The organism is Legionella sheltonii (genome assembly GCF_026191355.1).
GTDB classification, from domain to species: Bacteria; Pseudomonadota; Gammaproteobacteria; order Legionellales; family Legionellaceae; genus Legionella; species Legionella sheltonii.
The window spans coordinates 115,503-141,282 of sequence record NZ_JAPHOQ010000001.1; the positions used below are offsets into that span (position 1 = coordinate 115,503).

Genomic DNA, 25,780 nt, shown 5'->3' on the forward strand with positions numbered 1-25,780 from the left:
AGTAATGAAAATAAGCCAATTTTATGAAAATCTAAATGATATCCTCGCTATCCTTAAGGACGGATATATGGGGGGGCTTGGAGCTTTTGAAGTAAATAGCGTTGGAGATGTCTTAACACATCATGCTGAAATCACCCCCGCTTTGATTAAAAAAATGCTGAAATCACCCATTTCAGAAGATTTTTTTGATCCACCTTTTTATTTCCCAGTTAATGAAAAAATGCTTGAACAGCTGAAAAGATATCGGCTCGACAAAGAAAAATTTCAAAATAGCTGGGGAAATGTAATTGATAAAAAATTAGCTCAAAAACATCAAATGGAAGAACAGTTAATTGAGCTGGTAACCCGCATCATTCAAAAACAACAAGAACTTGCAGAAGATCCCCTATATTTTAAACGAATTTTAGTGAATCGTATGAAGGCTCTGGAGGAAGCTCTTGAGTTAATTGATGATAAAATGGAGTCACTACAAAAAAGACAAAAAAGTCCAGGTTTTTTTGATACCGAAGAAAATCTTCGGGCGAAGATAAGTCGGTTGCGATTAATAAAAGATCAATTAGAAACTACATATATCCGATATTATCTAGTGTGTAAGCCATCCCAAATCAGTAAAAAAATGGCAGGCAAGATAAATAATTTATTGGTTCAAGTCAGAGGAAAGGACTTAGAAATAGAGCAATTGGAAGAATTACAAGCTAAAGTTCAGGGCATGGTTACCGAGCATCCTCAACTCAGTATGAAGCATAAGGCTCATTGTGAGCAAGAAAAAAAAGAAATGTCTAAACTGCAGATGGTCTCTTTATTTCCTTCGGAAGAGTCAGAACAAGAAGAACTATTTGATCAACAATCCTATATACTGGAGGGGCAATTTAGTTTCAGTAGAACGAAGTTGGTTAAAGCAGCGCACCACTTTCTGCAAGAATCAAAAAACCAATTAAGTAAGGCTTTTTCTAATGCAAAAGAGTACACTCTGGAGGAAGCCAGTGGGCAAAGGCACAGCAATCCCTTCATGAAATTTTTAGATACGCTGTATCATTGTATCACGCGCGGTTTTTGTCATATTTTAACTGATACTGAGTCGGTTATAGAAGAAGCGGGCGAAACCCTGAGCTATTCTTAGTGGGATTGGCTCGATGCGTTGTGTTGTGCTCTTAATGGTATTCACTACAAATTTCCGCTCATTCGCTTTGCTGCCCTACATGAAGCTCAAGAAAGGAGTCTACACCTAAAATCACCCAACTCTGAAAAAGAAAAAGAGGATAAGGGGGAGGGCCAAGAAAAGCAACAGCGCAAATTCACGAAACTTGCTGCACCAAAAGCGTCGGGATTATTTTCAGCAACTCAGCAGAATATCGCTCATAAAATTACAGCACCTTTTGAGTGTTCTGGAATCAACAGGAGCACTTCCAACTTAGGACTAAGAATGTTTCTTGAAACACAGCATGTTCAAAGTGAGACTCAAAGAGAAAGGAACTGGTGTATGTTTGCCTATTCAGCTATTATTTATTTTCAAGGCTCTTCAAAATATGATCGGAGTTTATTCCCATGAAACGTCTGATTTTCTCATTACTACTGACTTTGGTTGGAATTGAGGCAACCTATGCGGGGCAAAAATCTGTTGTTTGTCATCTGCAAGGAATAAAAGATTCTATCTCCTTTAATCTACCTGACAAAATAGGTGATATGCCTAAAATTGATTTTGATTATCCAGTTGAGGTGACCCGATTCAGTATGCGTACAGGTAATTTTCTGCTCGTTGCCATGGATCAGGATGAGAAAGATCGGCCAAGAGTTTTTATTTCAGCGCAATTAAACAGACAAAGTCAAAAATACATCGGGCAATTTATGACGGATTTTGGTGGAAATGAATTGCAACTTGATAACGGTCCGGTTTCTTGTCTGGTGAATTAAACCATTCTTTTTTAATTATGATTCGATCGTACTGTTCAGTGCTTCGATTTGATCAAGAATCTTTAAAAATTGTTTTCCAAATGGAGTAACAAAATACTCTACTCTGGGAGGAATTTCGTGAAAAATGTTCTTCCCAAGAATACCGAATTCCAGGTTTTTTCTAAGGCATTGATTTAGAACTTTGGTTGTGAGGCCTTCGACACGGCGTACCATTTCGCCGGGGCGATTCACTCCCTTTTGCAAAAGAGAATAGACGGTAAGTGACCATTTGCAACCATAAATCGTCTCAACCATCGTCATTGTTTTTAGAGGTTTCTTTTGTTCCAAATTTTTTCTTCAAATAATTCAATAAGTTATACCAAAAAGTACCTACCGTACCACTAAGTACCTGCTTTTTTTAAGATTATACAGTGCCCATACTCCATGGAACAAATATTTATAAAAAACGGGGATAACATGTCAAATCAAAATTTAGCGATAATTATAGGTGGTTCCAGTGGTATGGGATTAGAAACAGCAAAAAGACTGGCAACAAATGGTTTGGATTTACTTATCACGGGAACGAATGAGCGAAAACTCAAGCATGCTGTTGATGAAATCAAGAGTATAGGGGGAAATGTAGCGAGTTTAGTGGTTAGTCTTTATGATAAAACCCAGGTGTCACAATTGATTGTGAACATAAAAAATGAAACACGCGTAATAAAGTATCTTGTGAACGCGGCTGGCTATTTCAAACCGGTACCCTTTTTAGAGCATACAGAAGAAGATTACGATCTGCAGGTCGATCTCAATAAGGCATTCTTCTTTATCACCCAGGCCGTTGCTGAAAAAATGAAACAGAATGGGGGCGGGGCGATAGTTAATATTGGTTCGATGTGGGCCAAACAAGCAGTCAAGGCTACGCCTTCATCAGCTTACTCAATGCAAAAAGCGGGGTTGCACTCGCTAACTCAACATTTAGCAATGGAACTTGCAGAATTTAATATCAGAGTAAATGCGGTAGCACCTGCAGTGGTTGTAACCCCTATCTACAAATCGTTTATTGACGAAGATAAGATTGAAATATCGCTACAAAACTTTAATGGATTTCATCCTTTGGGCAGAGTGGGACAAACCCCAGATGTTGCTCATGCGATTGAATTTCTTCTTTCCGATAAAGCAAGCTGGATAACCGGAGAGATTATGAATGTTGATGGGGGCGTTATGGCTGGAAGAAATTAACAGCGATTTGAGAGAGGCTCTGGGTTAGCTCCCTCATCCGCTATGGGCACCTTCTCCCCAAGGGAGGAAGGGAGTTTATGTAGGATGGAATTGTTTAAAAAATTGAAGCATTTCATAAAAAACGTAGGGTGCTGCATCCCGATGGTCGAGTGTATCACTGACCGATTGAATATAAACAGCGCTGCTGTATTTTGTAAATTGGTCATAGGCAAGTTCTGCTCCATGATAAGGAACGTCTTTATCTCCTTTCGTGCCAACGAGCAGCAAAGGTGCAGTGGGGGAAAAATCATAATGATTGAAATAATTCTTGAGGTTTTCGGAATTGCCATCCGTATGCTCTAAGATGGCATTGAAAAATTCCTGTTGAAAAATTAATGCCGGATTTTGAGGGAGTGCATCAAGTATTTCTTTAGAGGAATGGAGCCCATCAAATAATTCTGGAACTATAGCATTATACGGACTAACAAATATCTGATTTAAATCAGTCCAATAATTTTTATAGGTTTGCAGGGAAAAGAAAAAATAAGCTAAATAGGCAGTTGCTCTTGGACCAGGATCCAGCATAATGAATTTCATAGTTTCATCCCAATCATAAGGAGCAGAACCTAACGCAACTGCAGTAACGGGTATGTTTGGATACTGTTTGGTCAGTAATTCAAATAGGACTAAAGAGGAGAACCCACCTTCGGAGTAACCACCAACATAAAGCTGCTCATTCACTTTAATATTTATTATTTTGGCAAGTTCTTTGGCCGCTAAAAGCATGTTGACGCTGCTGCTGGCAAGCGTTTCATATTGAACGTAAGGATGCAGCATTAACTCATTATCGCCGAAACCCAGGTAATCCGGCAGGACAGTCAGATAACCCCCATGACTGGCAAACAAGGCAGGATAAATCGAATCGCTTTCCTTCATTCTGGAGGGAGCATCTTCATGATTGAATCGAGTTCCATGTTGATAGCTCACAATGCCCACGTCAGCTGCTACTGATGGTACAGCCATTAGGCCTGATGCAACCGTCATATGTCCATCAGGGGCGGGAGTTTTATAGTTGATTTTATAAAGTGTCACATCGTAACTGGCTTCAAGTCCATCAAGTGGAGGCATTTTTTTTAATATTGTCTGTGCTGCTTCTTTAGACAATGTGCCAAGATCCGTATAGCTCACTAAGATTGTCTGTTGGTTTGTGAGTGATTGGCTGTAGGTGTTGATACTTAAAAAGAAAGAGAAAAAAAAGAGTATTATTTTTTTAAAATGGATCATTGCGATCTTGTTTTCCTTTAAAGGAATCGATACATCAGCTTATTTAATTTTGATTTAAATATCAAGGAAGTAACGAGACAAAAAAACCTCCAATGAGCCTCCTTTTTGTTGTTCTCTTCCAAATAATAATTGAGACTAGAGGTTTATTCATACTAGTTAATGTAAACCTGTAGACATCCAATAAGTTTCTGTTAACCTATAGCAATCAGAGAATTTCTGATTCAATTCTTTTGTAATCTGTTAAATGGAGTGAACGTGATCATATTAAAACAAAAAAGGAAATTTCTTTTCAGCTTATTTCTTGCAAACAGCACCTTGGTTTTTTCTGGTACTATGGGTGGTGCTCAAGATCTCACTAATGGCTTTTTCGTTACTGGAGCTCCAATCTATGGCTCTTTAAGTGATGAAGGAATTAATAAAACCTTATTTGCCGATACTTTTTCTGCGAATGGTGACATTGAAGGACACCAAATAAGCCTTGATTCACGTTGGGGTTTCTTAGTGGGTGTAGGTTATAAATTTAACCCAGACAATGATATCACCTTGACGTATACCAATTTAAAAAGTAAGGGTTTTAGTGACATCGATAATACTGGCCCCAATGGCGTATTGTCTAATCGATTAAGTCAAATCGTGCAAAATGAAACAAATTTTATTGTCAATAATCCTGTAACTAATATATCGTTTAATGGGCAGCAAATGATCGATGCGAGCGCATCCGTTAGTTCGCATTATGATTTTCAAACGGTTGAGTTGCTCACCCATCATTATTTCCAAAATTCATTTTTAAATCATGTTCGATTCTCACGTTTTTATGGAATAAAGGCTACTGAGTTTAAAAAAGGATTTTCTGCTGAGTATGCTGGATCATGGGCATTATACGATGTGGATGTATTTCCACCTACTACAGTTCTAGTGCCATTAGAGGACGAAATTGATTACGCTGCAAAATATTTCGGAATTGGTCCCCAAATTGGTATGGGTGCAACTTGGAGTCTAAATCGTTACATTAGTATCGTTGGTGATGTATCTGCGGCTGTTTTAGGTGGTTCATATAGTTCTAGCTGGGATGAGGATTTAAATACGTTAAGAGCTATTCCTAATATTCCAGTTACCCAAAACAATGGTCATTATGGTTACGATCAATCTACACCAACAACGCTTTGGACTTCTATTGTAGTAGGTTCGAATTTAGCAGTTGCTGCACAGATTCCTTTCAGTAATGGCAGCAGTTTTGGTGTTCAAGGAGGTATTAATACTGAACAATATTGGTCGCAGGTTAATGCCGATTCAATACGTAGCAGCATTACTAAAAATAATGTCTATTTCGCGCAACGATTTGCTGTTCGTGATGTGTTCATTAAATTAAGCTACACGTGTTAATCTAAAAATCTGATATCCAAAAGCGTGTTTAGATTGATAAAGACTTTAAGGGGTGCATTAGGGTTGGATACTTAATGCGCCTTTGAAAAAGGACTGTCGTTTTGAGATTTAAGTTGTGGAGGTAAAAATGCTAGTGAGTCAATTAGATCATTTAGCAAGTCCTGTTATTCCTACCCTAAATCATATTCATCCAACTGCATTGATTGCTCCTGGGGCTAAAATCGGTTCTAATGTCACAATTGGTCCTTACTCTATAATTGGTGAAAATGTAAGGATTGCTCAAGGAACGTCAATTGCTTCTCACGTAACCATAGAGGGATGGACAGAAATTGGGGAGCGTAATCAGATAGGCGCAGGGGCAATTATCGGGGGCATTCCTCAGGATCTCAAGTTTAATGGAGAGATCAGCAAAGTACTCATTGGAAATGATAACATTATTCGAGAATACGTCACGATAAATCGTGGAACCAGAGGAGGGGGGGGCAAGACGTGTATTGGCAATAATAATGTGCTGATGACTTCAGCTCATGTGGGCCATGATGTGCTCATTGGCGATCATAATATCATTTCAAATGCAGTCGCCATCGGTGGGCATGTAGTCATCGAAGATTGGGTCACTGTTGGTGCGCTTTGTGGTTTGCATCAATTTATCAAGTTGGGCCGTATGTCCATGATAGGAGCCCTGAGTTTAATTACTAAAGATGTTTGCCCTTATGCTTTGGTTTCCGGAAATCCTGCAAAATTATATGGCATTAATGTAGAACGCCTACGCCGAAGAGGATATTCATCTGAAGCAAAAAGTTGTATCAAGCGTGCGTATAAGACTTTATTTAATAAAGGATTGGGTATTGCAGAAGCAATCATACAAGTACAATCTGAGTTTGCGGATAATATTGACATCCATCACATCGTGCAATTTCTTAAAGGTTCAACGCGTGGATTGTATCGTTAAGATTCATTAATTAAAGGTATGTAAATGACGCCGTTTCGTTTTTCTACTCCCAAAGGTCCTTTTAGCTTGGCTTATCTAGCTGAGTCCTCTGGTGCATCACTTCATCAACATGATGGAGCAACATATACTGTTTCAGATGTAGCTCCCCTTTCGAGTGCTCAAGAGAACCATCTTTCCATGTTGCATGAGAAAAAATATATAAGCGCGTTAAAATCCTCTCGTGCCGGGGCATGCATTATTTCACCAAATTATGTACATCATGCACCTGCACAGATGCATTTATTGATTCATCAAAATCCCTATAAAGCTTATGCACTTATTGCCCAGCTTTTTTACCCAACTGATCCCATTAAGAGTTTTATTGCTCCTTCTGCTTTTATTGCTGCAAGTGCTACCCTTGGCCCAGAGTGTTATATTGCTCATGGTGCTTATATAGGTGAGGATGTTCGCATCGGTGCTCGCTGTAAAATTGGCGTCAATACCTTTATTGGTGATGGAGTAGTCATTGGAGATGATTGTTGCATTGAAAATAACGTCAGTATTAGTCATACCGTGATGGGCAATAAAGTATTGATTTATCCAGGGGCTTGCATTGGCCAAGATGGGTTTGGTTTTGCTGGTGATAAGCAAGGATATTATAAAATACCTCAGGCGGGCGGAGTGGTTATCGGAAACAATGTCGAAATTGGTGCCAATACGTGCATTGATAGAGGTTCTATGGAAAACACTGAAATTGGGGATTGGTGCCGCTTGGATAACCTGGTACAAATTGGCCATAATGTAAAAATAGGAAAAGGCTCTATTCTTTGTGGGCAAGTTGGGATTGCGGGCAGCAGTAAATTAGGTGAGTATGTCACTTTAGCCGGAAAAGTAGGTATAAGTGGTCATCTTACCATAGGGGATGGGGCAACGATTTTAGTCGGCTCTACTGCAACTCAGAACGTCGAGCCAGGTGCCCGTGTGGGTGGATATCCTGCTCTTCATGACCGTGACTGGCACCGGCAAACCTATTTTTTAAAAAAATGGATTAAGAAGGGGAAGACTCCAGAAGCTGATAAATAGCTAAGGCTGCTTTTTCATTTGCTTTTTGCCTTAAGCAATGATGGATGGACGTAAACTGCTGTTTTAGTTCCTCAGTCTTTGCCGTATGAAACAACTCTAATACTTTTTGTGCAATCGGTTTGGCCAATGCTGCAGATTGGATAAACTCAGGAATTAATTCCTGGTTCGCTAAAATGTTAGGTAATGAGATAAAGGGTATTTTAACTTGGGGGGCGATAATGGCGTGGTTCAAGGCGCTCCATTTAAAAGCGACAACCATCGGACGCTTTAATAACATGGCTTCTAATGTCGCTGTTCCTGATTTGACCAAAGCAAAATCTGAAGCCAGTATGGCCTCACGCGATTGTCCGTCCAATATCTTAAGTTTTAAATTGTATCCCTTATCCTGCACCTGTTGTAAAAAAAGAGCTTTTAAATGGGCATTGGCTGTGGGCACAATAAACTGAAGTTCAGGCATCTGCGTGGTGAGCTCATGCATAACATCAAGAAACAAGGGTCCCATATATTTTATTTCACTGGCTCTACTCCCTGGCAAGATACTGATTACTTGATCGTGTGCTGTAAATCCAAATTGTTTTCTAATGGGTTCTGCATCAATGTCTAGGTCGATCTGATCCGCTAGAGGATGACCTATATAGCGAACTGGAACATTGAATTTCTTATATAAAGCTTCTTCAAAAGGAAATAAAGTAAGAATCAAATCAACCGCTTCCTTGATGTAAAAAACTCGTTTTTGTCGCCAGGCCCAAATTTTCGGACTGACCAGGTGAACGGTTTTAATCCCCAATTTCTTTAAACGCAATTCCAGTGATAAGTTAAAATAAGGATAATCAATCCCAATAAACACATCAGGTGGATTGTTTCGCCATTCTTTATAAAGCATTTTTCTGATTCTAAATAATTTGGGATAGTGAAGTAGGGCATCGCTAATACCCATCACAGAAAGGCGCTGCATATTGATCATGGAGTGAAAGCCTTCGCGTGTCATCTCAGGGCCACCAATACCCATCCATTCAACATGGGGCAGATATTTTTTTAGTTCCCGTATTAATCCTGCACCCAGTAAGTCTCCGGAAGCTTCTCCGGCAACTAGGGCAATCCGTGTAGGCGCTTTGAGTGTATCCATAATGATTAATATGTAGATTTGTAATTCGCCGATATTACTTAACTGGTATTTAAAAGCCAAATACTATTTTACTTTCTAAACCGCCGCAGGTAGACTGCGTGAGCACATTTTCTGCTTGTTTCAATCTACAGATTTAGGATGTTATATGCTCGAGTTGAAACGCAATTTTAATTTGCTTCCGGTACATTGGATGGGATGGGTCGTTTACTTCCTAATGCCTTCAAAGTACAGCATGGCTCAAAAAAATATTGAACAGGTGTTTCATAGCCTCCTTTCTTCAAACGAGAAAAAACGCATCACTGTTGCTTATTACTCCCATATGTTTCTTTGCATTAAAGAACTTTTTTTAATGAATTTTCTGACAAAAAAATATTTAGCGAAGCGGGTTAAAATTGTTGGGGTCGAACATCTATACAATGCACTGAACAAAGAAAAAGGGGTGCTTATTTTAACCGGACATTTTGGTAATTGGGAATTTGCTCCTCTTTTTTCTCTGAATCAAGTTGAAAAGGGAGCCCATCATTTTTATTGTGTTCGTAAACCATTGCGATTAAATTTTTTAAACTCCATTTTTTGGGGGCGTTTTGAAAAAGCAGGATTTAAAATAATTAAAAAACATAATGCCCTTGCTGAAACCCGCAACGCTTTAAGAGCTAAAAATGTAGTTTTTTTTCCTTTTGATTTGCGGCCACCTTGCCAGAGTAAATCCACTATAAGAGCTAGTTTCCTAGGTCTGTCCAGTAAAACTTATGGGAGTTTGGCTCATCTTGCGCATCGTCTGGATTGTCCTGTTTTGTCGGTTAGTTTTTATCGATTAAACAAAAAGCAGCACGTCATCGAATTTCATCCTGAAATTCCCAGGGATGCGTCACCAGACAAGAAGCAAACCTATCTGAAAAATACGGAAAAATATAATAAAAGGCTGGAGGAAATGCTGCTCGCATACCCTGAACAATGGCTTTGGTCTTATAAGCGATGGTAATGTAGTAGGAGATGGAGCAGTTGAGGACTAAATTTCGGGTTAGTATTTCTGGATTTCTTTTTTATCATTTATTACCTATCCGCAGGCAAATCGTCTTGGAAAATATTAACCGAGTTTTTAAAGAGACGCTTTCCACAAAACAAAAAAAAAGATTGGCTAAATCGTTTTATTCGCATGTTGCTTCTTCATTAAAAGAGTTGATTTTTTTGGATTGGTATAAAAAAAGCCGGCTGGATAATATGGTGGAAATCAAAGGAGAAGAATATCTTTGGGAAGCAAAAAAGCAAGAGCGGGGATGTTTTCTTCTCATGAGCCATTTAGGGAACTGGGAGTTGTCTTTTTATATAGCATATCCCCAGCTAAAACCCTTGCGCGGCTGTTCTAATGTCATTAGAAGGCGTATGAGTATACGATGGATTGAACGATTTATATTCGCTTTTGCTGAGCGTTATGATGTAAACCGAATTGATAAATCAGGCGCCCCAACAAAAATGGTCAAGGCATTAAAAAATAAAGAGTTCATTTTGTTTGCCCTGGATCAACATGCGGAACTTAAAAATAAAGAAGGGATTGCGGTCAATTTTTTCGGTACTCAGGCTGGGACTTATCGAAGCCTCGCTTTTTTTGCAAACAAATATCAAGTTCCGGTGGTTCCAGTTTCATGCTATCGCCAACCTTCTGGGAAACATGTGCTTGAGTTTCATCCGGCCTTATCATGGGAACCTCATCCAGATGAAGAGCAAGCAATCTACAATAATACCCTACGCTATAACCAAAAATTGGAGCAATTAATCCTCGAGCATCCCGAGCAATGGTGGTGGGTTCATCGCCGGTGGAAACTCTGAACATTGAAGGTTCTTACTTCATTATTAATTTAAGTTTATATGAGAGAAAGAATGAAAATATTGGTAATGCAGCATAAAAAGATTGGTGATATTGTGATCTCCACCGTTCTTGCTAATAATTTAAAAAGAGTAATGCCGCACGCACAAGTTCATTATTTAGTGTATCAACAGGCGCTACCTATATTAGAGGGTAATCCTAATATTAATCGAGTTGTTACTTTTGATCCAAAACATAGAACAAGTTTACGGGCCTTTATAAAACTTGTTTTGAAAATCAGACGCGAGCAGTATGACGTAGTGATTGATGCGTATACCAAGTTGGAAAGCTGGCTTATTGTTTGGCTTTGTGCAGCAAAGCGGCGTATTTCCTATAAGAAAAAATATAGAAGTTTCCTCTATACAGATAATTTTTCCAGGGAAACAGTAGAAAGCAACCAACCTGGGCTGGCGATTGACTTAAAACTTCTTTTAATTAAACCTTTTTTAAACGATGTGGTAGCGGATCGCCATCCGCAGATCTATCTTGCTGATGATGAAAAACGCAAAGCAGCTTTTCTATTTAAAAAGCATCAAATACCTGCTAAAAAAAGTATCATGCTGAATATTATTGGAAGCTGCCCCTTAAAAACCTATCCCCTTGAATATATGGCGACGCTTGTAAATCTAATCGTAAGCCAGGTGGATGTGAATATTTTATTTAATTTTATGCCTCACCAAAAACGTGAAGCACAAAAAGTGTATGAACTATGTAATGAGAACGCTAAAGAAAAGATATTCTTTGAGTTATCTGATTATGACTTGAGAACGTTTATTGCCATAATGAATGAATGTGATGCGATTATCGGCAATGAAGGCGGTGCAATCCATATTGCTAAGGCGTTAAACAAGCCTTCGTTTACGATTTTTTCTCCCTGGATCAAGAAACAGGAGTGGTCTACTTTTGAAGATGGCTTAAATCACGTCGCCGTGCATCTTTTTGATTTTAAGACGGCATTATATGTGAATACTCCTGACCCTGAACTGAAAGAGAAAACGTTTGAACTGTTTGAGGAGCTAAAACCAGAGTTTATTGTGCCTAAGCTTAGAGCTTATTTAGCCCATCATTTTGGATAGCATACTGATGAAATAGTGTTTTAGACCGACACCTCAAAAAATACTCAAGCCGTTAGTCCAAGAAAAGTTAGTCCTTTTTGTGTTTTTTTACCAAATAGGTTAATATAAGTCATATTTGTATTTTATTTGGACTCTATGTATTACCAGTTAAACAATCTAGCCTCGCTTTTAGGAAATCATTTCATAACCACTTTTAATAGTATCCCTAATGGTTGTCACAGCCTGAGTTTATGCTCGAATAAGCTTTGCAATAAATCTGGAGTAGAATTAGCTGAAGCTTTTTCAAAAATTCCAACCAGTGTCATCAGGCTTTATTTAGGGGGCAATTACCTTGGTGCCAAATCAGGCGTTGAATTAGCTCAAGCCTTTGCAGCAATCCCGATAAGCATCTTGTTACTCAATTTGGAAAATAATGGTTTGGGGGCAAGATCAGGTAATGAATTAGCTCAGGCTTTTGCAGTCATTCCCAACTCTGTGGAATCTCTTGTTTTAGCAGAAAATGGTTTAGGCGGAAAATCGGGTGCTGAACTCGCGCAAGCTTTTAAGGCAATACCAATCAGTGTCAACTCACTTGATTTATCCATGAATGGTTTCTGTAATACCCCTGGTGCTGACTTAGCCTTGGCGTTCGCTAATCTTTCGAAGGGGGTGAGGTCAGTTAACCTCAGCGGAAATTATCTTGGCGCCAAATCTGGAGCTGACCTCGCTCTGGCTTTTGCAGCGATTCCTGAGCAGGTGACTTCGCTTGATTTAAGCGGAAATAATTTTGGCGACATGCCTGTTGCTGATCTGGCTCAGGCCTTGGCTGCTATTCCACCTCATGTAAAATCAATTAATCTAAGTTTAAATAAGCTGTTTGTAAATAAAACAGCGCAACAAAAAGATACCCTATTGCAAGCACTAGGCGAAAACCGATCTCGATTTATTCTGGCCAGAAATGGTGAGTCTGATTTGGCAAGGGCTTTGGCACCGATGGTTGAACTTATTCGTGGAGACAGCACAACCTATCGACTACCCTTTGATGTAGTTTCCTATATTCTCACTTTTCTATCTACAGAAAATCCCAATAAAGGACGCCCAGGTTTCTTTCAAAAGCAGCTGGAGGCTACTTCAGAAGAAATGGTCTCTATTGAAGAAAAGAAGTCGGAAAATCAATTCAGTTAAGCAAAAAAATCATTTCGCCGTCCTTGGTTTGATGGGCTCCGTTTTTTTCTACACTACATTACTTTATTTTCGTACGGCGATTAGCCTGTTGCAGATGCACCCATTGACCTAGGGTAATTGAGTCTTTCTATTTTTGGTAGAACCCATTAGAGTACGGAATAATTATTTGGGGTTAATCTATAAAAGGAACTTATTTATGAAAACAGCATTGGTATCTGGATTTGCTCGTTCGTTTATATCCGGTCAGCCTATTGCCGGTGCAACAATTACCGTACTTGAAAATAACCAGCTAAAATTTCAGACCGATTCTTCCGGCAAATTCGGGCCATTTGAATGGCCTGTTGGCGAACCCATTACTTTAGTTTTTGAAAAGTCTGGATCTTTTTGGACTGGCTATAAGACGACACAAACAGCGACTTTGATTGTCCCACCAGAAGGAATCAATAACGAAAATTTCCTGAACAATATTTCATTCCAAGTCGCTTCAAATATGGCTTATAAATTTCTTGCTTTTGCTATGGGGGAAACTGAAGATCCGCAAGCCTGCCAAATTGCCGCAACCGTTACGCCTCCTAATACGACCATGGATGATATTCCTCAAGGCATCGAAGGGGTTACAGTGAGTTTATCCCCTAAAGTCGATGTAAGAACATTCTATTTCGGTATTTTTCCAATTGTCCACAAAACCAATCCGTTTATCCGCACACTGAAAGAGACCTCAAAAGATGGCGGCGTGGCCTTTCTCAATGTTCCACCCGGTGATTACACTATGGAGGCACGCAAGGATAACATCCCTTTTTCTAAGGTAAGCATTAAGGCACGTAAAGGGATGATAGTGAATGCGAGCCCGCCACAAGGGCCTACCATGCTTATGGATGCAAGCTTGGCAAAGGATCCTACAATGACTCAACAACCGAAAATGCATGGAGTAGAAAGGAAACCCAATCAATTTAGTTTTTTTAAGCCTGCTTTAGCATTGGGATTAACTGCGGCGGCAGTGGGGGTCCTTGCTGCAACTGCGCTAACTAAGACCAGTACTACTCCATAAAGTACAGAATAAGTAAGCTATAATTATAAGTATTCCAGGTTATTTTGAGATTGAAAATGGAAGATGAAGTTGAAACAACGCTCAGCAAGCATGGTCAATTAATTAGCTTAATGAGAGTATTAGGTTACACCTCTGATGAGGATGGAATCTGTAATGGTTATGCTTACATGGGAATGCAGGCTGTTTTCGCAAATGAATTAGACGTTTTTAAACAAAGAGTCGATCATTTATTAAATATCCCATTAAATGATTTTGAAAAAGAGGCAGCGATTCAATTCGCCAGCCGACCAACTGGGGGAAAAGAAACCAAAGAGACATTATTAAAGAAGATACTGGAAGATTACTTGGAAGCAAAAGATCTCCTAGTCGATACACTCGCTTTTTTTGATGGCATCGAATTAACGCAACAACGTAGGCTTTATCCGCATTTATTTGATAGTGGGCAAAATCTCGAGCAAGGTGACTTCATCAAATTTACCATTCCTCAAAAAATCGAAGATAAGGGAGGAATAGTTGCATTGCCGCCAGTTTTGTACGGAGCTTATCAACTCATGTTACGCACATGACCTTGTAGTTTGAATAAAAAGCATTAGAATTTCGTCCTTATTTTAGGGAGGAAGTTAAATGGATATGCTTGATCTTTATAGTGATTATTTAATTTGTCAGAACAAATATGCGACAGCCACCGGATTATCTGATTTGGTTGATGGAGCATTTGCGCATGACAAGGTGACTCGATTTCTTCGTTTTGAGTCTTTTGATTCAAAATCCCTTTGGCGCTATGTAAAAAAGCCAGTGAGGTCGCAAGAAACGGTTGGTGGTGTCTTAATACTGGATGACTCCATCGAAGAGAAACCCTACACGGATGAGAATGAAATTAATTGTTGGCATTACTCTCATGCTAAAGGGAGCGTGCTCAAAGGAATCAACATCTTGTCATGCATGGTTCGCTATGCTGACTTCAGTGTACCCATAGGGTATGAGGTGATTAAAAAAGATGTTGCCTATTGTGATATTAAAACCAAACAAGCCAGAAGAAAATCATCGGTTACCAAAAATCAATTATTTCAAAACCTGATTACTCAGGCCATTACCAATAAAGTGATGTTTGATTATGTGCTTGCAGACAACTGGTTTGGCTCGAAGGCCAATATGGTTCACATCCATAAAGACCTTCAAAAATCGTTTATCATTGGGATTAAATCTAACCGCACGTTAGCTTTATCTGAAAACGAGGCCAAAAACGGACGGTACCAACAAGTAAGAGCTTTAGAATTAGAAGAGGATGTAGCCCACACAGTCTGGCTTAAAGGCCTAGACTTCCCCGTGAGGCTCCTGAAAAAAGTGTTCAAAAACGAAAACGGTTCAACAGGAATTCTCTATCTTGTTTCTAATGACATGCCAAGTAGTGCCGAACGTCTTTATGAAGTGTACCAGAAACGGTGGCGGATTGAAGAGTATCACAAATCAATTAAGCAAAATGCAAGCTTAACCAAGTCGCCCACTCGAACCGTTAAAACTCAGTGTAATCATATTTATGCTTCTATTATTGCATACTGCAAGCTGGAATTGTTGAAGATAAAAACTCAATTAAATCATTTTGCCATTAAGTACAGATTGATCCTTAGAGCAAATCAGCTTGCATGGCGGGAGCTTAAAAATATGGCTGCTTAAAATAGATCGTGCGTAACATGAGTTATCAACAAAAAGAAATGACCACAGAATATTTAACACTTCTGAGAGAAAAGATTAATGCGATGATTCCCAAGCCAACTCAGCCTGTAGGCTTAGTTATATCTGGGCATGGGCTACGTCATGCGATTACTGTTTGCTTTAATCCGAAACAAGATAAATGGATTCTTATTGATGCAAATACGCCGCCGGCTCAGGAATATTCAGACGATGGTGCAATTGCTCAAGCCTTGTTGATAGAGGGGGCTTGTTCTACAAATGGAACGGGAGTAATTAACACGCGCGTTTTTACGATGTCAGGAAATGAACCATTGCAACATGTATTAACTGAATGGAAGCAGGAAGTAAAAAGATTATCTGAGCAGGATATGGCGAGTAAAACCAAATGGGAGGATTACCGAGGAGGAACTTTGCTAAATACGGTGGTTTACAATAATAATTATGAACTTATTCCTCGCTTGGCAGAGCAAGGAGCAGATGTTAATAAACCGACTATCGATAAATTCACCCCTCTTCTCATAGCTATTTTCAGGAACAATATAGAGTCAGTGCAAGAGTTACTTAAATGTGGCGCGAAACTGGAAACCCATCCATACAATATTAATACCCCTCTGCGCGTGGCAATAGCAAAAAAGAACATGGATATAGTTAAAATACTGTTAGAAAATGGTGCTGATCCAAATTTTCGACCCTATTGTTCTGAAACTGCCTTTGAAGATGCAATAATACAAAATGATTACGAGCTAGTAAAATTAATGCTTGAATATGGAGCAAGTACTTCCCCGCTCAATTATAAGTTTAGGAGGGTCATAGAAGGAACATTATCAAGAGGATATTTAGAAAGTTTCAAGGCACTATTGGAGCATGGTTTCAAACCGGATGATCCTGAGCACGACAATAATCTTTTGCTTTTAGCTGTCCAGAATAATCAGTTTGAACTTGCTAAGTTGTTTCTGGAATATGGTGCTAATCCCAGTGAAAAAGATACAAAGCGAAATGAATCTGCACGTGAATATGCAGAAAAAAATAATTTAGTCGATTTTCTGGATCTTTTTAATCATCCTCCGGAGGCCACCCAGAAAAATGCTGCTCCAAAAGATGATGCTCAAGCAATATATAATTTTATTGAAGATCTGAAAAAATATTGCGTGACACGTCGAGCGGAATGGGACTTACTACCCAAATGGATGCATATCAATAAGAAAGATGTAGAGTCTGCTCGCTATAAAACAACAATGAATGTCTTAAAATTTGGTTTTAGTGTCGAGGATAAAATTAAGGCGGCAGAAAAATTAATTGATGCTTTACAAAATAAGGAAGGAAGAGAACCTTTAAGCGATTTTGATATTGCGGCACTCCTTAGTTCCAGACTGTATTCTACTGTAGTGGCAAAACATGAAAGTACGTTTAATGCACTAGAGGAAATTATAGACTATAAGAATAGAACTCAAGAAAATAAAAAGTTCTCAAATCGCGCAGCGTAACAGGTTTGATGCCTTAAAAAATGATCTTCTCTATCAAGGAACGAATGAAGATGACTACCGCACTAGAAAAGACAGTGAGAAGAGTTTTTGATGAACTGTGGAACCAACAAAAGGCTGTAGTAGCCGATGAGCTCTTTTCAGCAAAGACATTAATTCATTTCAGCTATGATCAAGCAGCAAATTTACACGATTTTAAACAAGCTTTGTTGGAATGGTATAAAGCCTTTCCAGATCTGAGCCATTCTATTGATGACTTTATAGTGAGTGGTGATAAAGTGGTGACGCGCTGGCATGGTCAGGGAACCCACCGAGGGGAATTTTCAGGCATTCCCGCCACAGGGATATCTGTATTTTATAGTGGTATTACCATTTTTCGTTTGGATGATAATAATCAAATTGCTGAAGCGTGGGTGTACAGTGATTTGAATAACATGATTGCCAAAATGCAACAAAATCAAAAATAATGGGCCTAATTATGGAAAAAGACAGAGCAGCGCGTTATGAGAAGTCAAAAAAATTTCTTCCCCAAAATGTTTCTAGTTTAATCAAGAACTTACAACCTGCGATCGCATGGTCACCCAGTGAAAAGCTTATTTGCTATCGTCATGATACTACCCAAGGTTATGAGTATCTTATTTTTAATCTGGAAACTAAAAAGAAAGAGCGTGCATTTGACCATTCAGTACTGGCAAAAACCATTGCGAATGAATTAAAAAGCGAAGTAAACGCCTTTGCCTTACCCATCAATAAAGTCGATTTTTTTAATGAGCATGTTTTGCAGCTCTATATGGAGCATTTTATTTTTCATTATGATCGAACAACTCAGACCCTCGAACTTACGGCAGATACATCCAAGCCAACGGCCATGTCCCATTGTCCTTCGATTATGGAAATTTGGGGATTTGTTCCTGCCTTAATTGTATCGCGCATACGTTCACCGGATCAGTTTTGGGAACTATATAGCAAGGATCATAATTTATTTCTTTTTTCATTGGATGAGCATAAAGAATATCAATTGACTGCAGATGGTACTGCAAGCAAGGCATATGCTGCTTCCCCTGATACGAATTTAACTTCCTTGTCGTTGCGTCGTATGCAGGTAACACTTCCACCTATGGCGCTTTGGTCGCCTGATTCACAAAAGATTGTGACGTTCCAATGCAATCAAGAGCAGGTAAAAAAATTACCTTTGCTACAACATGCTCCTGAAGATGGTTCCTTGCGTCCCCAAGTTTTTGAGGCCCATGTTCCTTTTGTAGGGGATGAAGTTATTCCGGAAATTAAATTATGCTTGATTGACGTGCAAAAAAAGAAGCTGCACGCGATTAACTTACCTCCCTTGATGCCGGCATTGGTGGGGTCTCCAATTGAAGCAGGCTATGTATGGTGGAGTGAAGACAGTAAAAAAATCTTTTTTTTAAAAGAAGAGCGTGGAAACCATCAACTGTCTTTCTGTGAACTGGATGTTGCTACAGAACAGCAGCGGACTATTTTAATCGAAAAATCCACCGCCTACGTCGAACCCAGCCAGCTTATCCTCTGGCAGAATTACACGCGAATATTAGAGAATTCGAAAGAGTTTGTTTGGTTATCCAATCAGAATGGATGGGCGCATCTTTATTTACATGATTTACAGACCGGACAACTAAAAAATCCGGTAACTCAAGGTGAATGGATGGTGCGCAAAGTATTCCATGTAGACAGCACCAATCGGTGGATTTATTTTTTAGGGAATGGCAAAGAACCAGGTGTTGATCCTTATTTTCGTTATTTATATCGTGCCCGTTTGGATGGGAGTGAGGTACAATTACTGACTCCGGAAACAGCAGATCACACCATTGTTTTCTCACCATCGCAGCACTATTTTATCGATTATTATTCGTCTATGGAGTCCCTGCCAGTCACTAAATTACGCGATAAAAATGGCCATGAAATCATAACACTGGAAGAAGCCGATTTTTCCCAATTATTTGCTTTGGGATATAAGCAGCCACAGCCCTTCTGTCTCAAAGGAGCTGATGGGGAAACTGATATTTATGGCCTGATCTATTTCCCTACTGATTTTGATCCCAAGAAAAAATATCCAATCATTGATGAAATTTATCCCGGACCACAATTGACTCGGGTACCCAAAACGTATTGTTCTGATCTTCCAGAATATGTACATGGTTGTTGGTGGCCTCAAAGCGTCGCTGAGTTGGGTTTTATCGTCATTAATGTGGACGGACGTGGCACCCCGTTTCGCTCTAAAAAGTTTCATGAATATTCTTATCAGCATTTAGAAACCGCGGGAGGATTAGAGGACCATATCGAGATCATTAGGAACTTAGCGAAGCAATATCCCTATATTGATATCGAGCGAGTGGGGATTATGGGACAGTCAGCGGGAGGATATGCGGCAACGCGCGCACTATTGACCTATCCTGATTTCTATAAAGTGGGTGTCTGTATTTCTGGGTTACAAGATTTACGGAGTTATTTGGCATTCTGGGGGGAGCGATATCAGGGGTTGCCAAGCGATGTCGATTATACCGCGCAATCAAACTATCTGCTGGCGGATCGATTGCAGGGAAATTTATTTTTAATTCATGGGGATCTCGATGATAACGTTCATCCAGCCAATATGATGCAACTTGTGGATGCGCTAATTAAGGCCGATAAAAATTTTGATATGTTATTAGTTCCTAATGCAAACCATTCAATTTATTTCATGGATTCATATGTCTTACGAAGAATAGGGGAGTATTTTGTTGACCATTTGTAAGGATTAATGGGGTAGCATCAATGGAGTCAGACCCTATTGATGCACTTTAACTGGTTTTGCTTAAGGAAAAATATTGCGCTATGATGCAATTTTTTTGATTAAAAATAGATTTATCTTGGTGTATTGTGACATCCTTCGTGATCGATTAATTTTTTAAATGAAGTTTTTTATAGAGGTCATCTCGATAACTTTTTAATTGTTTATATGTCAAATATCTGGTGTGGAAGTAGAAGATAACTTATGAATTATAATGCAATTTTATTAACCATTAAACGTCTCATTACCGGCATACTCCCGATGCTACTGGTTGCTTGTGTTCATCAACAAGCTAATGGTCCGGATCACTATGTGGTCAGAGGTAAAACATATCATGTGATGAAATCTGCCAAAAATTACAAAGCAAAAGGAGTCGCTTCCTGGTATGGGTCACATGCTCGGAATCAAAAAACATCGAGCGGAACACGCTACAACATGTATGCGATGACAGCAGCACATCCAACACTCCCATTTGCTACACGAGTACGGGTTAAAAATCTCAATAATGGCCGGACGATTGTGGTTCGGATTACTGATCGAGGTCCTTTTTTATCGAACAGAATCATTGATTTATCCTTTGCTGCCGCTAAGAAACTCGGTATAAAAGGCACTGCACCTGTTGAAATCGAGGTCGTTTGAAATTGCTAAGAAGTGTGGCTTGCCCAAACTTAATCGAGTTATGAACTTTTATGAAGAATGGATTGTTGCCTGCGCGGGGATGACAGCGTATATGATAAAGCGTTCAGATCATTGAAATGCTATCTTTTAGTGGAGATTTATCAGCTCAGGGGATTTAAGGCGTTTCAAAGAATTCCTTGAAGAAAGAGCAGGCCACTGCCATAATAAATTTACTTCTTAAGCAGTATTTCCGCAAAAGGATTTTTTATGGCTACGGTAGGCACTTATCTTGCGCAACGCCTCCAAGAATTGGGAATAAATGATTATTTTGCAATTCCTGGGGACTACAATCTGGGCTTGCTCGACGAGTTCTTAAAAAACGACTCACTGCACATGATTAATTGTTGTAATGAATTGAATGCAGGTTATGCAGCAGATGGTTATGCGCGTATCAAAGGGGTTTCGGCACTGGTTGTAACCTATAGCGTTGGGGGCTTGAGTGCGGTTAATGCAGTTGCAGGGGCTTACGCTGAGAATTTGCCGATCATTGTGATCTCCGGGGGACCTAATACAAACTCGGTGCAGGATGCGGAAATTTTACACCATACGCTGGCAACGGAAAATTACAGCTATGTCCGTGAAATATTTGCGAAAATTACAGCACATAGCGTATTTATTCATAGACCTGGTGATGCGCCCATGCAAATTGATTCTGCCATTGCCATTGCACTTGAAAAGAAAAAACCTGTTTACATTGAAATTGCATGCAACATTGCTGGAGCAAGTGTTTCTCCACCAACGCAGCGGGCGCTGAATGTCAAACGTTTGAGTGATACCTCTTCTCTTGCTGCCGCAATTGAAGATGCAGCCAATCACCTTAATTCTGCAGTCAAGCCTGTGTTAATCGCAGGAAGTAAATCGCGCCCCTGTGAGGCTACGGCGATGATTGAAGCCTTAAGTCATTCCTGCGGTTATGCCCTCGCTGCAATGCCTGATGCAAAGGGCTTTGTCTCAGAACAACATCCCAATTATATTGGCATTTATTGGGGACCAGTCAGCTCCCCAGGATGTGCAGAAATTGTCGAATCAAGCGACCTTTATTTCTTTATAGGGCCTAATTTTAACGATTACACCACGGTTGGTCATATGTGTAATATCCAACCCAAGAAGCTTATTGTCATAGCTGATGGTAGTGTTTCTGTTGCAGGTAAAGTATATACCGAAGTGTACATGAATGAGTTTTTGCGCGGTCTGAAGGATAAATTGAAGGTCAATGATGCTTCAGTGAAAGCTTATAAACGCATCGCAGGATCAGCCCCCTTATATCACGAGCCGGATGATTTAAACTCACCGCTCACTACACGATTCCTGTTTGGCCAAATTCAGAAACTATTAAGTAGTGATTACGGAATTTTGGCGGAGACTGGGGATTCCTGGTTTAATGGCATGCGTCTTAATTTACCCGAAAACTGCCCATTTGAAATTCAAATGCAATATGGATCGATTGGCTGGTCTGTAGGAGCACTTTTGGGTATGCAGGCAGCGCTTCATAATAAAAAGCGCGTTATTGCGTTGATTGGTGATGGTTCTTTCCAAATGAGTGCTCAAGAACTGTCAACGATCATTCGTTATGGTTATAAACCCATTATCTTTTTAATGAATAATGCGTCTTATACCATTGAGGTTCAAATTCATGATGGCCCATACAATGTGATTAATAATTGGCACTATGCTGATTTAGTGGAAGTTTTTAATGGGCAGCAGGCCAAAGCTCGAGCTTTTAAAGCTCCAACGCATCAAGCGCTTTTGGATGCAATCGTAGAAGCAAAGAAAACAGATGCCTTATGCTTTATCGAGGTAATTTTAGATAAAGATGATTGCAATAAAAATCTGTTAGAATGGGGCGCTCGGGTTGCTTCATATAATGGCCGGTCACCAAGAGCAAATTAAAATGCGTTGCCCTCCAATTCGCTGAAATGGCTTTATTTGCGCAAAAATAATGCTTCAAAAGCATCAAATACTGATGCATGTTCCGCTCCTCGACCGATATTATTTTTGCGCCCAATTTTTACTCAAATCCAACCGTTTTCAAAATCCCAAATCCTCAACTTTGCTATGACTAAAAGAACTATACTTATAGTCACAATGACTAATAAATGGACTCTTATGAAAATCTATCTCAATCCTCAACCCCATGCGGTGGAACGTATTAATCAACTTAAGAATAAACCCAGCAGTATGCCAGTGCCTAAACATAAAAAAGTAGCAGAAGAGCACTCAAAAAAGTCAGACACAGAAATTTTTGAAACGGAGTCTGAGGAACAAGCTTGGAGAGATTCTCTTGAAAAGGATAAACATGGTGCGTTTGGCCAAATGCACCTACCAGTAAACTAAAAAATGCATAAACAGAATTTCTCAAAAAGAGGAGCTTGAAATGAAATCAAAAGAAAACTAGGGCGTGTTGACAATTCATCCCCACCGCCTACGTGCCGCGACGTGTTCGCGGCAACCAGCCGATCTTAATCAGTGGCAAATTTCTTCATAAAGATCATGCCATTCTGTATTTAGGTTCTCAATCAAATGTAACTTCCACTGCCTGGGCCAATTTTTGAATCGCTTTTCACGTCGAGCAGCTTCTATATAGGTTTCATGAACCTCATAATAAACCAATATATGTACATTGTACTTAGCTGTAAATCCCGGAATCAGGCTGTTTTTATGTTCCCAGACTCGTTTAATTAAATCTGATGTTGAACCAGCGTATAGTGTACCATTTCGCTTGCTTGCCATAATATAGACATAAAATGACTTCATTTGGCTTCCTTGTTTTGATCAGAGTGTTGGACTCAATGCGATGATATCACCTAAATTTCACGGATTACATTGGTAGCCAAATATAGGAACAAGCCATTGCGAGCATTGACGCATCATTTCTCTTCAATTTATCATCTCTTGTGGCAACAGCTCGAAAATGTTTAAGTCGCGCAAATACGTTTTCAACTAGATGACGATATTTGTATAGACCCCAATCAATATCAGCATTCCCAGTTTTAGAGTTCGTCTTCCGAGGAATCATTGGAGTAGATGATTTTTGCCTAATCTGATCTCGAATTTCCTCGCTATCATATCCTTTGTCTGCAATGGTGTAATCAGCTTTAGGGAGTGTTTCAATGAGGCCTGAAGCTGCTTTAGCATCATGTACCTCTCCGCCAGTCAATTGAAATTCAATCGGAAGGCGGCAAGCATCAACTGCCCTATGAATTTTTGTTGTATTACCACCAACGGATTTCCCTATTGCTTGATGTTTCTTTCCTATGGCGCCTGAGCTATGTTGATGGGCACGAACGATACGGCCATCAATAAATTCCCATTCAAGAGCAGGATGTTGTATGAGCGCTTTGAAAATCATCATCAACTTGTTCTTTGAGGACCAACGATTGAATTGTTGATAGGCAGAATTCCAAAATCCAAACTCTTTAGGTAGGTCTCGCCAAGGGCAGCCTACACGCATGCGATATAACATTGCCTCAACCATCATACGAACATTAGGTTTGTCATATATCTGATGTTGTAGCATTATCTCCTTTAGCTTAGACCATAGCTCATCACGGAGCATCAGTCTAGCCATTGCAAACTCGTTTTATACTTGATATTGAAATCGATATATTATGAGTTTGCTCTTATTCATCAATCGATTAGAGCAATGAATTAAGTTCATCTTTAACTTGACCCTTTCCTGGATGCCGCGAACACGTCGCGGCATGTAGCCGGTGGGGATAAATTGTCAACACGCCCTATTGAGAACGGCTATTTAAAGTTATGAGCGCGGTGGGTAAGTGCAAGAAGATTTCTGCAGAGAACAAGCTATTCCTGAGATCACCCAGAAATTACAGAATTGCTCATTGAATAAAATGAGGCAAAGTTGGGCCAATTCTCCAACACAGCCGCCTATATTGGTGCAGGTTTGCCAAAGTAGTAGCCCTGATAATAATCAATCGGATAATGTTTCAGGCAATCCAGTTCTTCCTTGGTTTCGACACCCTCGGCAACAGTTTTTATGCCTATTTGCTGAGCTATTTCAATGATTTTTTCAACCATGACCCGTTTGACTGGTGAGTTATGAATGTCGCGGATCAGTTCCATATCCAGCTTGACCAGATCGGGGTGAAGGTCATGGAGCATATTCAGCGAGCTATATCCTGAGCCTAAATCATCGAGGGCGATACGGTAACCCCTCTCCCGGTAAAATTGTGTAATACGCACCAAGTGCTCTCTATCATCCACAAGGCCTGATTCAGTGATTTCAAATACGATTTGCTCGGGCTTATATTGTGCCTGCTTTACTGCTTCATCAGTGGTACGCAGACAGAATTGGGGATCGTAAATGGATGTAGGATTGAAGTTGATGAACAGCCGTTCGAGCTTTTTTTTGTGGTTGCTTGCGGTGTTAATGGCGTTGATACGGGCATGGCGATCGAGTATAAACAGCATATTCGCTTCTTTGGCACTAGAAAGAATATCCAGGGCACCGATGGTTTTCCCTTCTTGTTCCCCGCGGAGCAGACATTCGTGAGCATAAATCTCATGCGTTACACTTGAAACTATTGGTTGAAACCAGATTTTGAGCAGGTTTTGGTCTAGCATGTGAACCAGCCATTGTGCAGAGGCCATATTGACAAAGGAAGCCAGCGTTCGTGTCGCCTTGAGCGCCTCTGCAGGGCTGATGCTGGTTTGACTATCATACAGCATGATAACACTGGAGTCGTTGAGTTCCTGTTGGCTTAATAATGCCTTGACTAAGGTTGCAAAGTGATCAAATTGCTCAGGGGGCAGATCGAGGTAGAGGTAGCCGCGATCTACTGCTCCCAAATTAAATTCCGCCTCCAACCCGGATTTTAATTTGGAAAATGTATGGCCTGTGGGGGTTATAATATGGAGAAATACTTTCCCCTGCAATACGTATGAATCAATAGACTCACAGCGTGAGCATCCTGGCATTGTGAACCCTTTTTTTTACCTCCGTATAAAACATATAGTAGACTGGTCTCATACCTGTCAAATAGGTCCATTACTTTTGTGTGTTCTTTATGGATTGCGGCAGTTGCTGGAGCGCAAC

Annotated in this window: 25 protein-coding genes; 19 read left to right on the top strand and 6 right to left on the bottom strand. The window is 39.8% G+C overall.

What is annotated here, in order from left to right; all coding sequences use genetic code 11:
• Positions 1–4: 4 nt before the first annotated feature.
• Together OQJ26_RS00475 and OQJ26_RS00480 are read left to right on the top strand one after the other, a co-directional pair.
• Positions 5–1,120 (top strand): mitotic spindle assembly checkpoint protein MAD1, encoded by a 1,116-nt coding sequence (locus tag OQJ26_RS00475; RefSeq protein ID WP_265701945.1) that lies wholly within the window; start codon positions 5–7, stop codon positions 1,118–1,120.
• Between the two features lie 425 nt (positions 1,121–1,545).
• Positions 1,546–1,911: a hypothetical protein gene (locus tag OQJ26_RS00480; RefSeq protein WP_265701946.1), complete on the top strand. Its 366-nt coding sequence runs from the start codon at positions 1,546–1,548 to the stop codon at positions 1,909–1,911.
• A gap of 15 nt (positions 1,912–1,926) precedes the next feature.
• On the opposite strand, the gene OQJ26_RS00485 is transcribed toward OQJ26_RS00480, so the two are convergent.
• Complete coding sequence (locus OQJ26_RS00485) at positions 1,927–2,211, bottom strand: winged helix-turn-helix transcriptional regulator (protein WP_416209933.1); 285 nt, start codon at positions 2,209–2,211, stop codon at positions 1,927–1,929.
• Between the two features lie 156 nt (positions 2,212–2,367).
• Between OQJ26_RS00485 and OQJ26_RS00490 the strand changes: the two genes are divergently transcribed.
• Entirely contained in the window at positions 2,368–3,132 is a 765-nt protein-coding gene (locus OQJ26_RS00490; RefSeq protein ID WP_265701948.1) for an SDR family NAD(P)-dependent oxidoreductase, read from the top strand.
• Positions 3,133–3,207: 75 nt separating this feature from the next.
• Here the strand turns inward: OQJ26_RS00490 and OQJ26_RS00495 are convergent, their stop codons facing one another.
• Complete coding sequence (locus OQJ26_RS00495; protein WP_265701949.1) at positions 3,208–4,395, bottom strand: alpha/beta hydrolase family protein; 1,188 nt, start codon at positions 4,393–4,395, stop codon at positions 3,208–3,210.
• A 255-nt stretch (positions 4,396–4,650) separates the two neighbouring features.
• On the opposite strand from OQJ26_RS00495, the gene OQJ26_RS00500 reads away from it, so the two are divergent.
• From OQJ26_RS00500 to lpxD, 3 genes are all read left to right on the top strand, one after another.
• Entirely contained in the window at positions 4,651–5,778 is a 1,128-nt protein-coding gene (locus OQJ26_RS00500; protein ID WP_265701950.1) for an Lpg1974 family pore-forming outer membrane protein, read from the top strand.
• A 127-nt stretch (positions 5,779–5,905) separates the two neighbouring features.
• Positions 5,906–6,730 (top strand): acyl-ACP--UDP-N-acetylglucosamine O-acyltransferase, encoded by an 825-nt coding sequence (gene lpxA / locus OQJ26_RS00505; RefSeq protein ID WP_265701951.1) that lies wholly within the window; start codon positions 5,906–5,908, stop codon positions 6,728–6,730.
• 24 nt (positions 6,731–6,754) lie between these two features.
• Complete coding sequence (lpxD, locus tag OQJ26_RS00510) at positions 6,755–7,792, top strand: UDP-3-O-(3-hydroxymyristoyl)glucosamine N-acyltransferase (protein ID WP_265701952.1); 1,038 nt, start codon at positions 6,755–6,757, stop codon at positions 7,790–7,792.
• On the opposite strand, the gene lpxB is transcribed toward lpxD, so the two are convergent.
• Complete coding sequence (gene lpxB / locus OQJ26_RS00515) at positions 7,758–8,918, bottom strand: lipid-A-disaccharide synthase (RefSeq protein WP_265702214.1); 1,161 nt, start codon at positions 8,916–8,918, stop codon at positions 7,758–7,760. The genes lpxD and lpxB overlap by 35 nt on opposite strands.
• 145 nt (positions 8,919–9,063) lie before the next feature.
• Between lpxB and OQJ26_RS00520 the strand changes: the two genes are divergently transcribed.
• From OQJ26_RS00520 to OQJ26_RS00580, 13 genes are all read left to right on the top strand, one after another.
• Positions 9,064–9,900: a lysophospholipid acyltransferase family protein gene (locus OQJ26_RS00520; protein ID WP_265701953.1), complete on the top strand. Its 837-nt coding sequence runs from the start codon at positions 9,064–9,066 to the stop codon at positions 9,898–9,900.
• 11 nt (positions 9,901–9,911) lie between these two features.
• On the top strand, positions 9,912–10,745 hold the full coding sequence (locus OQJ26_RS00525; protein ID WP_265701954.1) for a lysophospholipid acyltransferase family protein: 834 nt from the start codon (positions 9,912–9,914) through the stop codon (positions 10,743–10,745).
• Positions 10,746–10,796: 51 nt separating this feature from the next.
• Positions 10,797–11,858 (top strand): glycosyltransferase family 9 protein, encoded by a 1,062-nt coding sequence (locus OQJ26_RS00530; RefSeq protein WP_265701955.1) that lies wholly within the window; start codon positions 10,797–10,799, stop codon positions 11,856–11,858.
• A gap of 135 nt (positions 11,859–11,993) precedes the next feature.
• Complete coding sequence (locus OQJ26_RS00535) at positions 11,994–13,022, top strand: leucine-rich repeat domain-containing protein (protein WP_265701956.1); 1,029 nt, start codon at positions 11,994–11,996, stop codon at positions 13,020–13,022.
• Between the two features lie 196 nt (positions 13,023–13,218).
• Positions 13,219–14,070 carry a carboxypeptidase regulatory-like domain-containing protein gene (locus tag OQJ26_RS00540; RefSeq protein WP_265701957.1) on the top strand — a complete coding sequence of 284 codons (852 nt, stop codon included), beginning with the start codon at positions 13,219–13,221 and terminating at the stop codon, positions 14,068–14,070.
• 56 nt (positions 14,071–14,126) lie between these two features.
• Positions 14,127–14,636 carry a hypothetical protein gene (locus OQJ26_RS00545; protein WP_265701958.1) on the top strand — a complete coding sequence of 170 codons (510 nt, stop codon included), beginning with the start codon at positions 14,127–14,129 and terminating at the stop codon, positions 14,634–14,636.
• Positions 14,637–14,694: 58 nt separating this feature from the next.
• Positions 14,695–15,744: an IS701 family transposase gene (locus tag OQJ26_RS00550; protein ID WP_265701959.1), complete on the top strand. Its 1,050-nt coding sequence runs from the start codon at positions 14,695–14,697 to the stop codon at positions 15,742–15,744.
• A 17-nt stretch (positions 15,745–15,761) separates the two neighbouring features.
• Positions 15,762–17,246 carry an ankyrin repeat domain-containing protein gene (locus tag OQJ26_RS00555; protein WP_265701960.1) on the top strand — a complete coding sequence of 495 codons (1,485 nt, stop codon included), beginning with the start codon at positions 15,762–15,764 and terminating at the stop codon, positions 17,244–17,246.
• Positions 17,247–17,290: 44 nt separating this feature from the next.
• A complete protein-coding gene (locus OQJ26_RS00560; RefSeq protein WP_265701961.1) occupies positions 17,291–17,710 on the top strand; it encodes an ester cyclase in 420 nt (139 codons plus the stop codon).
• 11 nt (positions 17,711–17,721) lie between these two features.
• A complete protein-coding gene (locus OQJ26_RS00565; RefSeq protein ID WP_265701962.1) occupies positions 17,722–20,010 on the top strand; it encodes a S9 family peptidase in 2,289 nt (762 codons plus the stop codon).
• Positions 20,011–20,250: 240 nt separating this feature from the next.
• On the top strand, positions 20,251–20,685 hold the full coding sequence (locus tag OQJ26_RS00570) for a septal ring lytic transglycosylase RlpA family protein (protein ID WP_265701963.1): 435 nt from the start codon (positions 20,251–20,253) through the stop codon (positions 20,683–20,685).
• Positions 20,686–20,931: 246 nt separating this feature from the next.
• The gene (locus OQJ26_RS00575) at positions 20,932–22,614 is read left to right on the top strand and encodes a thiamine pyrophosphate-binding protein (protein ID WP_265701964.1); all 1,683 of its coding nucleotides are present in this window, start codon (positions 20,932–20,934) and stop codon (positions 22,612–22,614) included.
• A 36-nt stretch (positions 22,615–22,650) separates the two neighbouring features.
• The gene (locus OQJ26_RS00580; protein ID WP_265701965.1) at positions 22,651–23,058 is read left to right on the top strand and encodes a hypothetical protein; all 408 of its coding nucleotides are present in this window, start codon (positions 22,651–22,653) and stop codon (positions 23,056–23,058) included.
• 129 nt (positions 23,059–23,187) lie between these two features.
• On the opposite strand, the gene OQJ26_RS00585 is transcribed toward OQJ26_RS00580, so the two are convergent.
• The 3 genes from OQJ26_RS00585 to OQJ26_RS00595 all read right to left on the bottom strand — a co-directional run bounded on the left by OQJ26_RS00585 (position 23,188) and on the right by OQJ26_RS00595 (position 25,662).
• Positions 23,188–23,478 carry a GIY-YIG nuclease family protein gene (locus OQJ26_RS00585; protein ID WP_265701966.1) on the bottom strand — a complete coding sequence of 97 codons (291 nt, stop codon included), beginning with the start codon at positions 23,476–23,478 and terminating at the stop codon, positions 23,188–23,190.
• Between the two features lie 64 nt (positions 23,479–23,542).
• A complete protein-coding gene (locus OQJ26_RS00590; RefSeq protein ID WP_265701967.1) occupies positions 23,543–24,292 on the bottom strand; it encodes an IS5 family transposase in 750 nt (249 codons plus the stop codon).
• Between the two features lie 320 nt (positions 24,293–24,612).
• A complete protein-coding gene (locus tag OQJ26_RS00595; protein WP_265701968.1) occupies positions 24,613–25,662 on the bottom strand; it encodes an EAL domain-containing protein in 1,050 nt (349 codons plus the stop codon).
• Between the last annotated feature and the right edge of the window lie 118 nt (positions 25,663–25,780).

Excerpts from the sequence above, each read along its gene's own strand:
- OQJ26_RS00550 (WP_265701959.1), top strand. The coding sequence starts at position 14,695 with ATGGATATGCTTGATCTTTATAGTGATTATTTAATTTGTCAGAACAAA.
- OQJ26_RS00565 (WP_265701962.1), top strand. The coding sequence starts at position 17,722 with ATGGAAAAAGACAGAGCAGCGCGTTATGAGAAGTCAAAAAAATTTCTT.
- OQJ26_RS00520 (WP_265701953.1), top strand. The coding sequence starts at position 9,064 with ATGCTCGAGTTGAAACGCAATTTTAATTTGCTTCCGGTACATTGGATG.
- OQJ26_RS00525 (WP_265701954.1), top strand. The coding sequence starts at position 9,912 with ATGGAGCAGTTGAGGACTAAATTTCGGGTTAGTATTTCTGGATTTCTT.
- OQJ26_RS00485 (WP_416209933.1), bottom strand. The coding sequence starts at position 2,211 with ATGACGATGGTTGAGACGATTTATGGTTGCAAATGGTCACTTACCGTC.
- OQJ26_RS00495 (WP_265701949.1), bottom strand. The coding sequence starts at position 4,395 with ATGATCCATTTTAAAAAAATAATACTCTTTTTTTTCTCTTTCTTTTTA.
- OQJ26_RS00585 (WP_265701966.1), bottom strand. The coding sequence starts at position 23,478 with ATGAAGTCATTTTATGTCTATATTATGGCAAGCAAGCGAAATGGTACA.
- lpxB (WP_265702214.1), bottom strand. The coding sequence starts at position 8,918 with ATGGATACACTCAAAGCGCCTACACGGATTGCCCTAGTTGCCGGAGAA.
- lpxD (WP_265701952.1), top strand. The coding sequence starts at position 6,755 with ATGACGCCGTTTCGTTTTTCTACTCCCAAAGGTCCTTTTAGCTTGGCT.
- OQJ26_RS00590 (WP_265701967.1), bottom strand. The coding sequence starts at position 24,292 with ATGGCTAGACTGATGCTCCGTGATGAGCTATGGTCTAAGCTAAAGGAG.
- OQJ26_RS00490 (WP_265701948.1), top strand. The coding sequence starts at position 2,368 with ATGTCAAATCAAAATTTAGCGATAATTATAGGTGGTTCCAGTGGTATG.
- OQJ26_RS00530 (WP_265701955.1), top strand. The coding sequence starts at position 10,797 with ATGAAAATATTGGTAATGCAGCATAAAAAGATTGGTGATATTGTGATC.
- OQJ26_RS00555 (WP_265701960.1), top strand. The coding sequence starts at position 15,762 with ATGAGTTATCAACAAAAAGAAATGACCACAGAATATTTAACACTTCTG.
- OQJ26_RS00540 (WP_265701957.1), top strand. The coding sequence starts at position 13,219 with ATGAAAACAGCATTGGTATCTGGATTTGCTCGTTCGTTTATATCCGGT.
- OQJ26_RS00570 (WP_265701963.1), top strand. The coding sequence starts at position 20,251 with ATGAATTATAATGCAATTTTATTAACCATTAAACGTCTCATTACCGGC.
- OQJ26_RS00575 (WP_265701964.1), top strand. The coding sequence starts at position 20,932 with ATGGCTACGGTAGGCACTTATCTTGCGCAACGCCTCCAAGAATTGGGA.
- OQJ26_RS00560 (WP_265701961.1), top strand. The coding sequence starts at position 17,291 with ATGAAGATGACTACCGCACTAGAAAAGACAGTGAGAAGAGTTTTTGAT.
- OQJ26_RS00480 (WP_265701946.1), top strand. The coding sequence starts at position 1,546 with ATGAAACGTCTGATTTTCTCATTACTACTGACTTTGGTTGGAATTGAG.
- lpxA (WP_265701951.1), top strand. The coding sequence starts at position 5,906 with ATGCTAGTGAGTCAATTAGATCATTTAGCAAGTCCTGTTATTCCTACC.
- OQJ26_RS00475 (WP_265701945.1), top strand. The coding sequence starts at position 5 with ATGAAAATAAGCCAATTTTATGAAAATCTAAATGATATCCTCGCTATC.
- OQJ26_RS00595 (WP_265701968.1), bottom strand. The coding sequence starts at position 25,662 with ATGCCAGGATGCTCACGCTGTGAGTCTATTGATTCATACGTATTGCAG.
- OQJ26_RS00535 (WP_265701956.1), top strand. The coding sequence starts at position 11,994 with ATGTATTACCAGTTAAACAATCTAGCCTCGCTTTTAGGAAATCATTTC.
- OQJ26_RS00545 (WP_265701958.1), top strand. The coding sequence starts at position 14,127 with ATGGAAGATGAAGTTGAAACAACGCTCAGCAAGCATGGTCAATTAATT.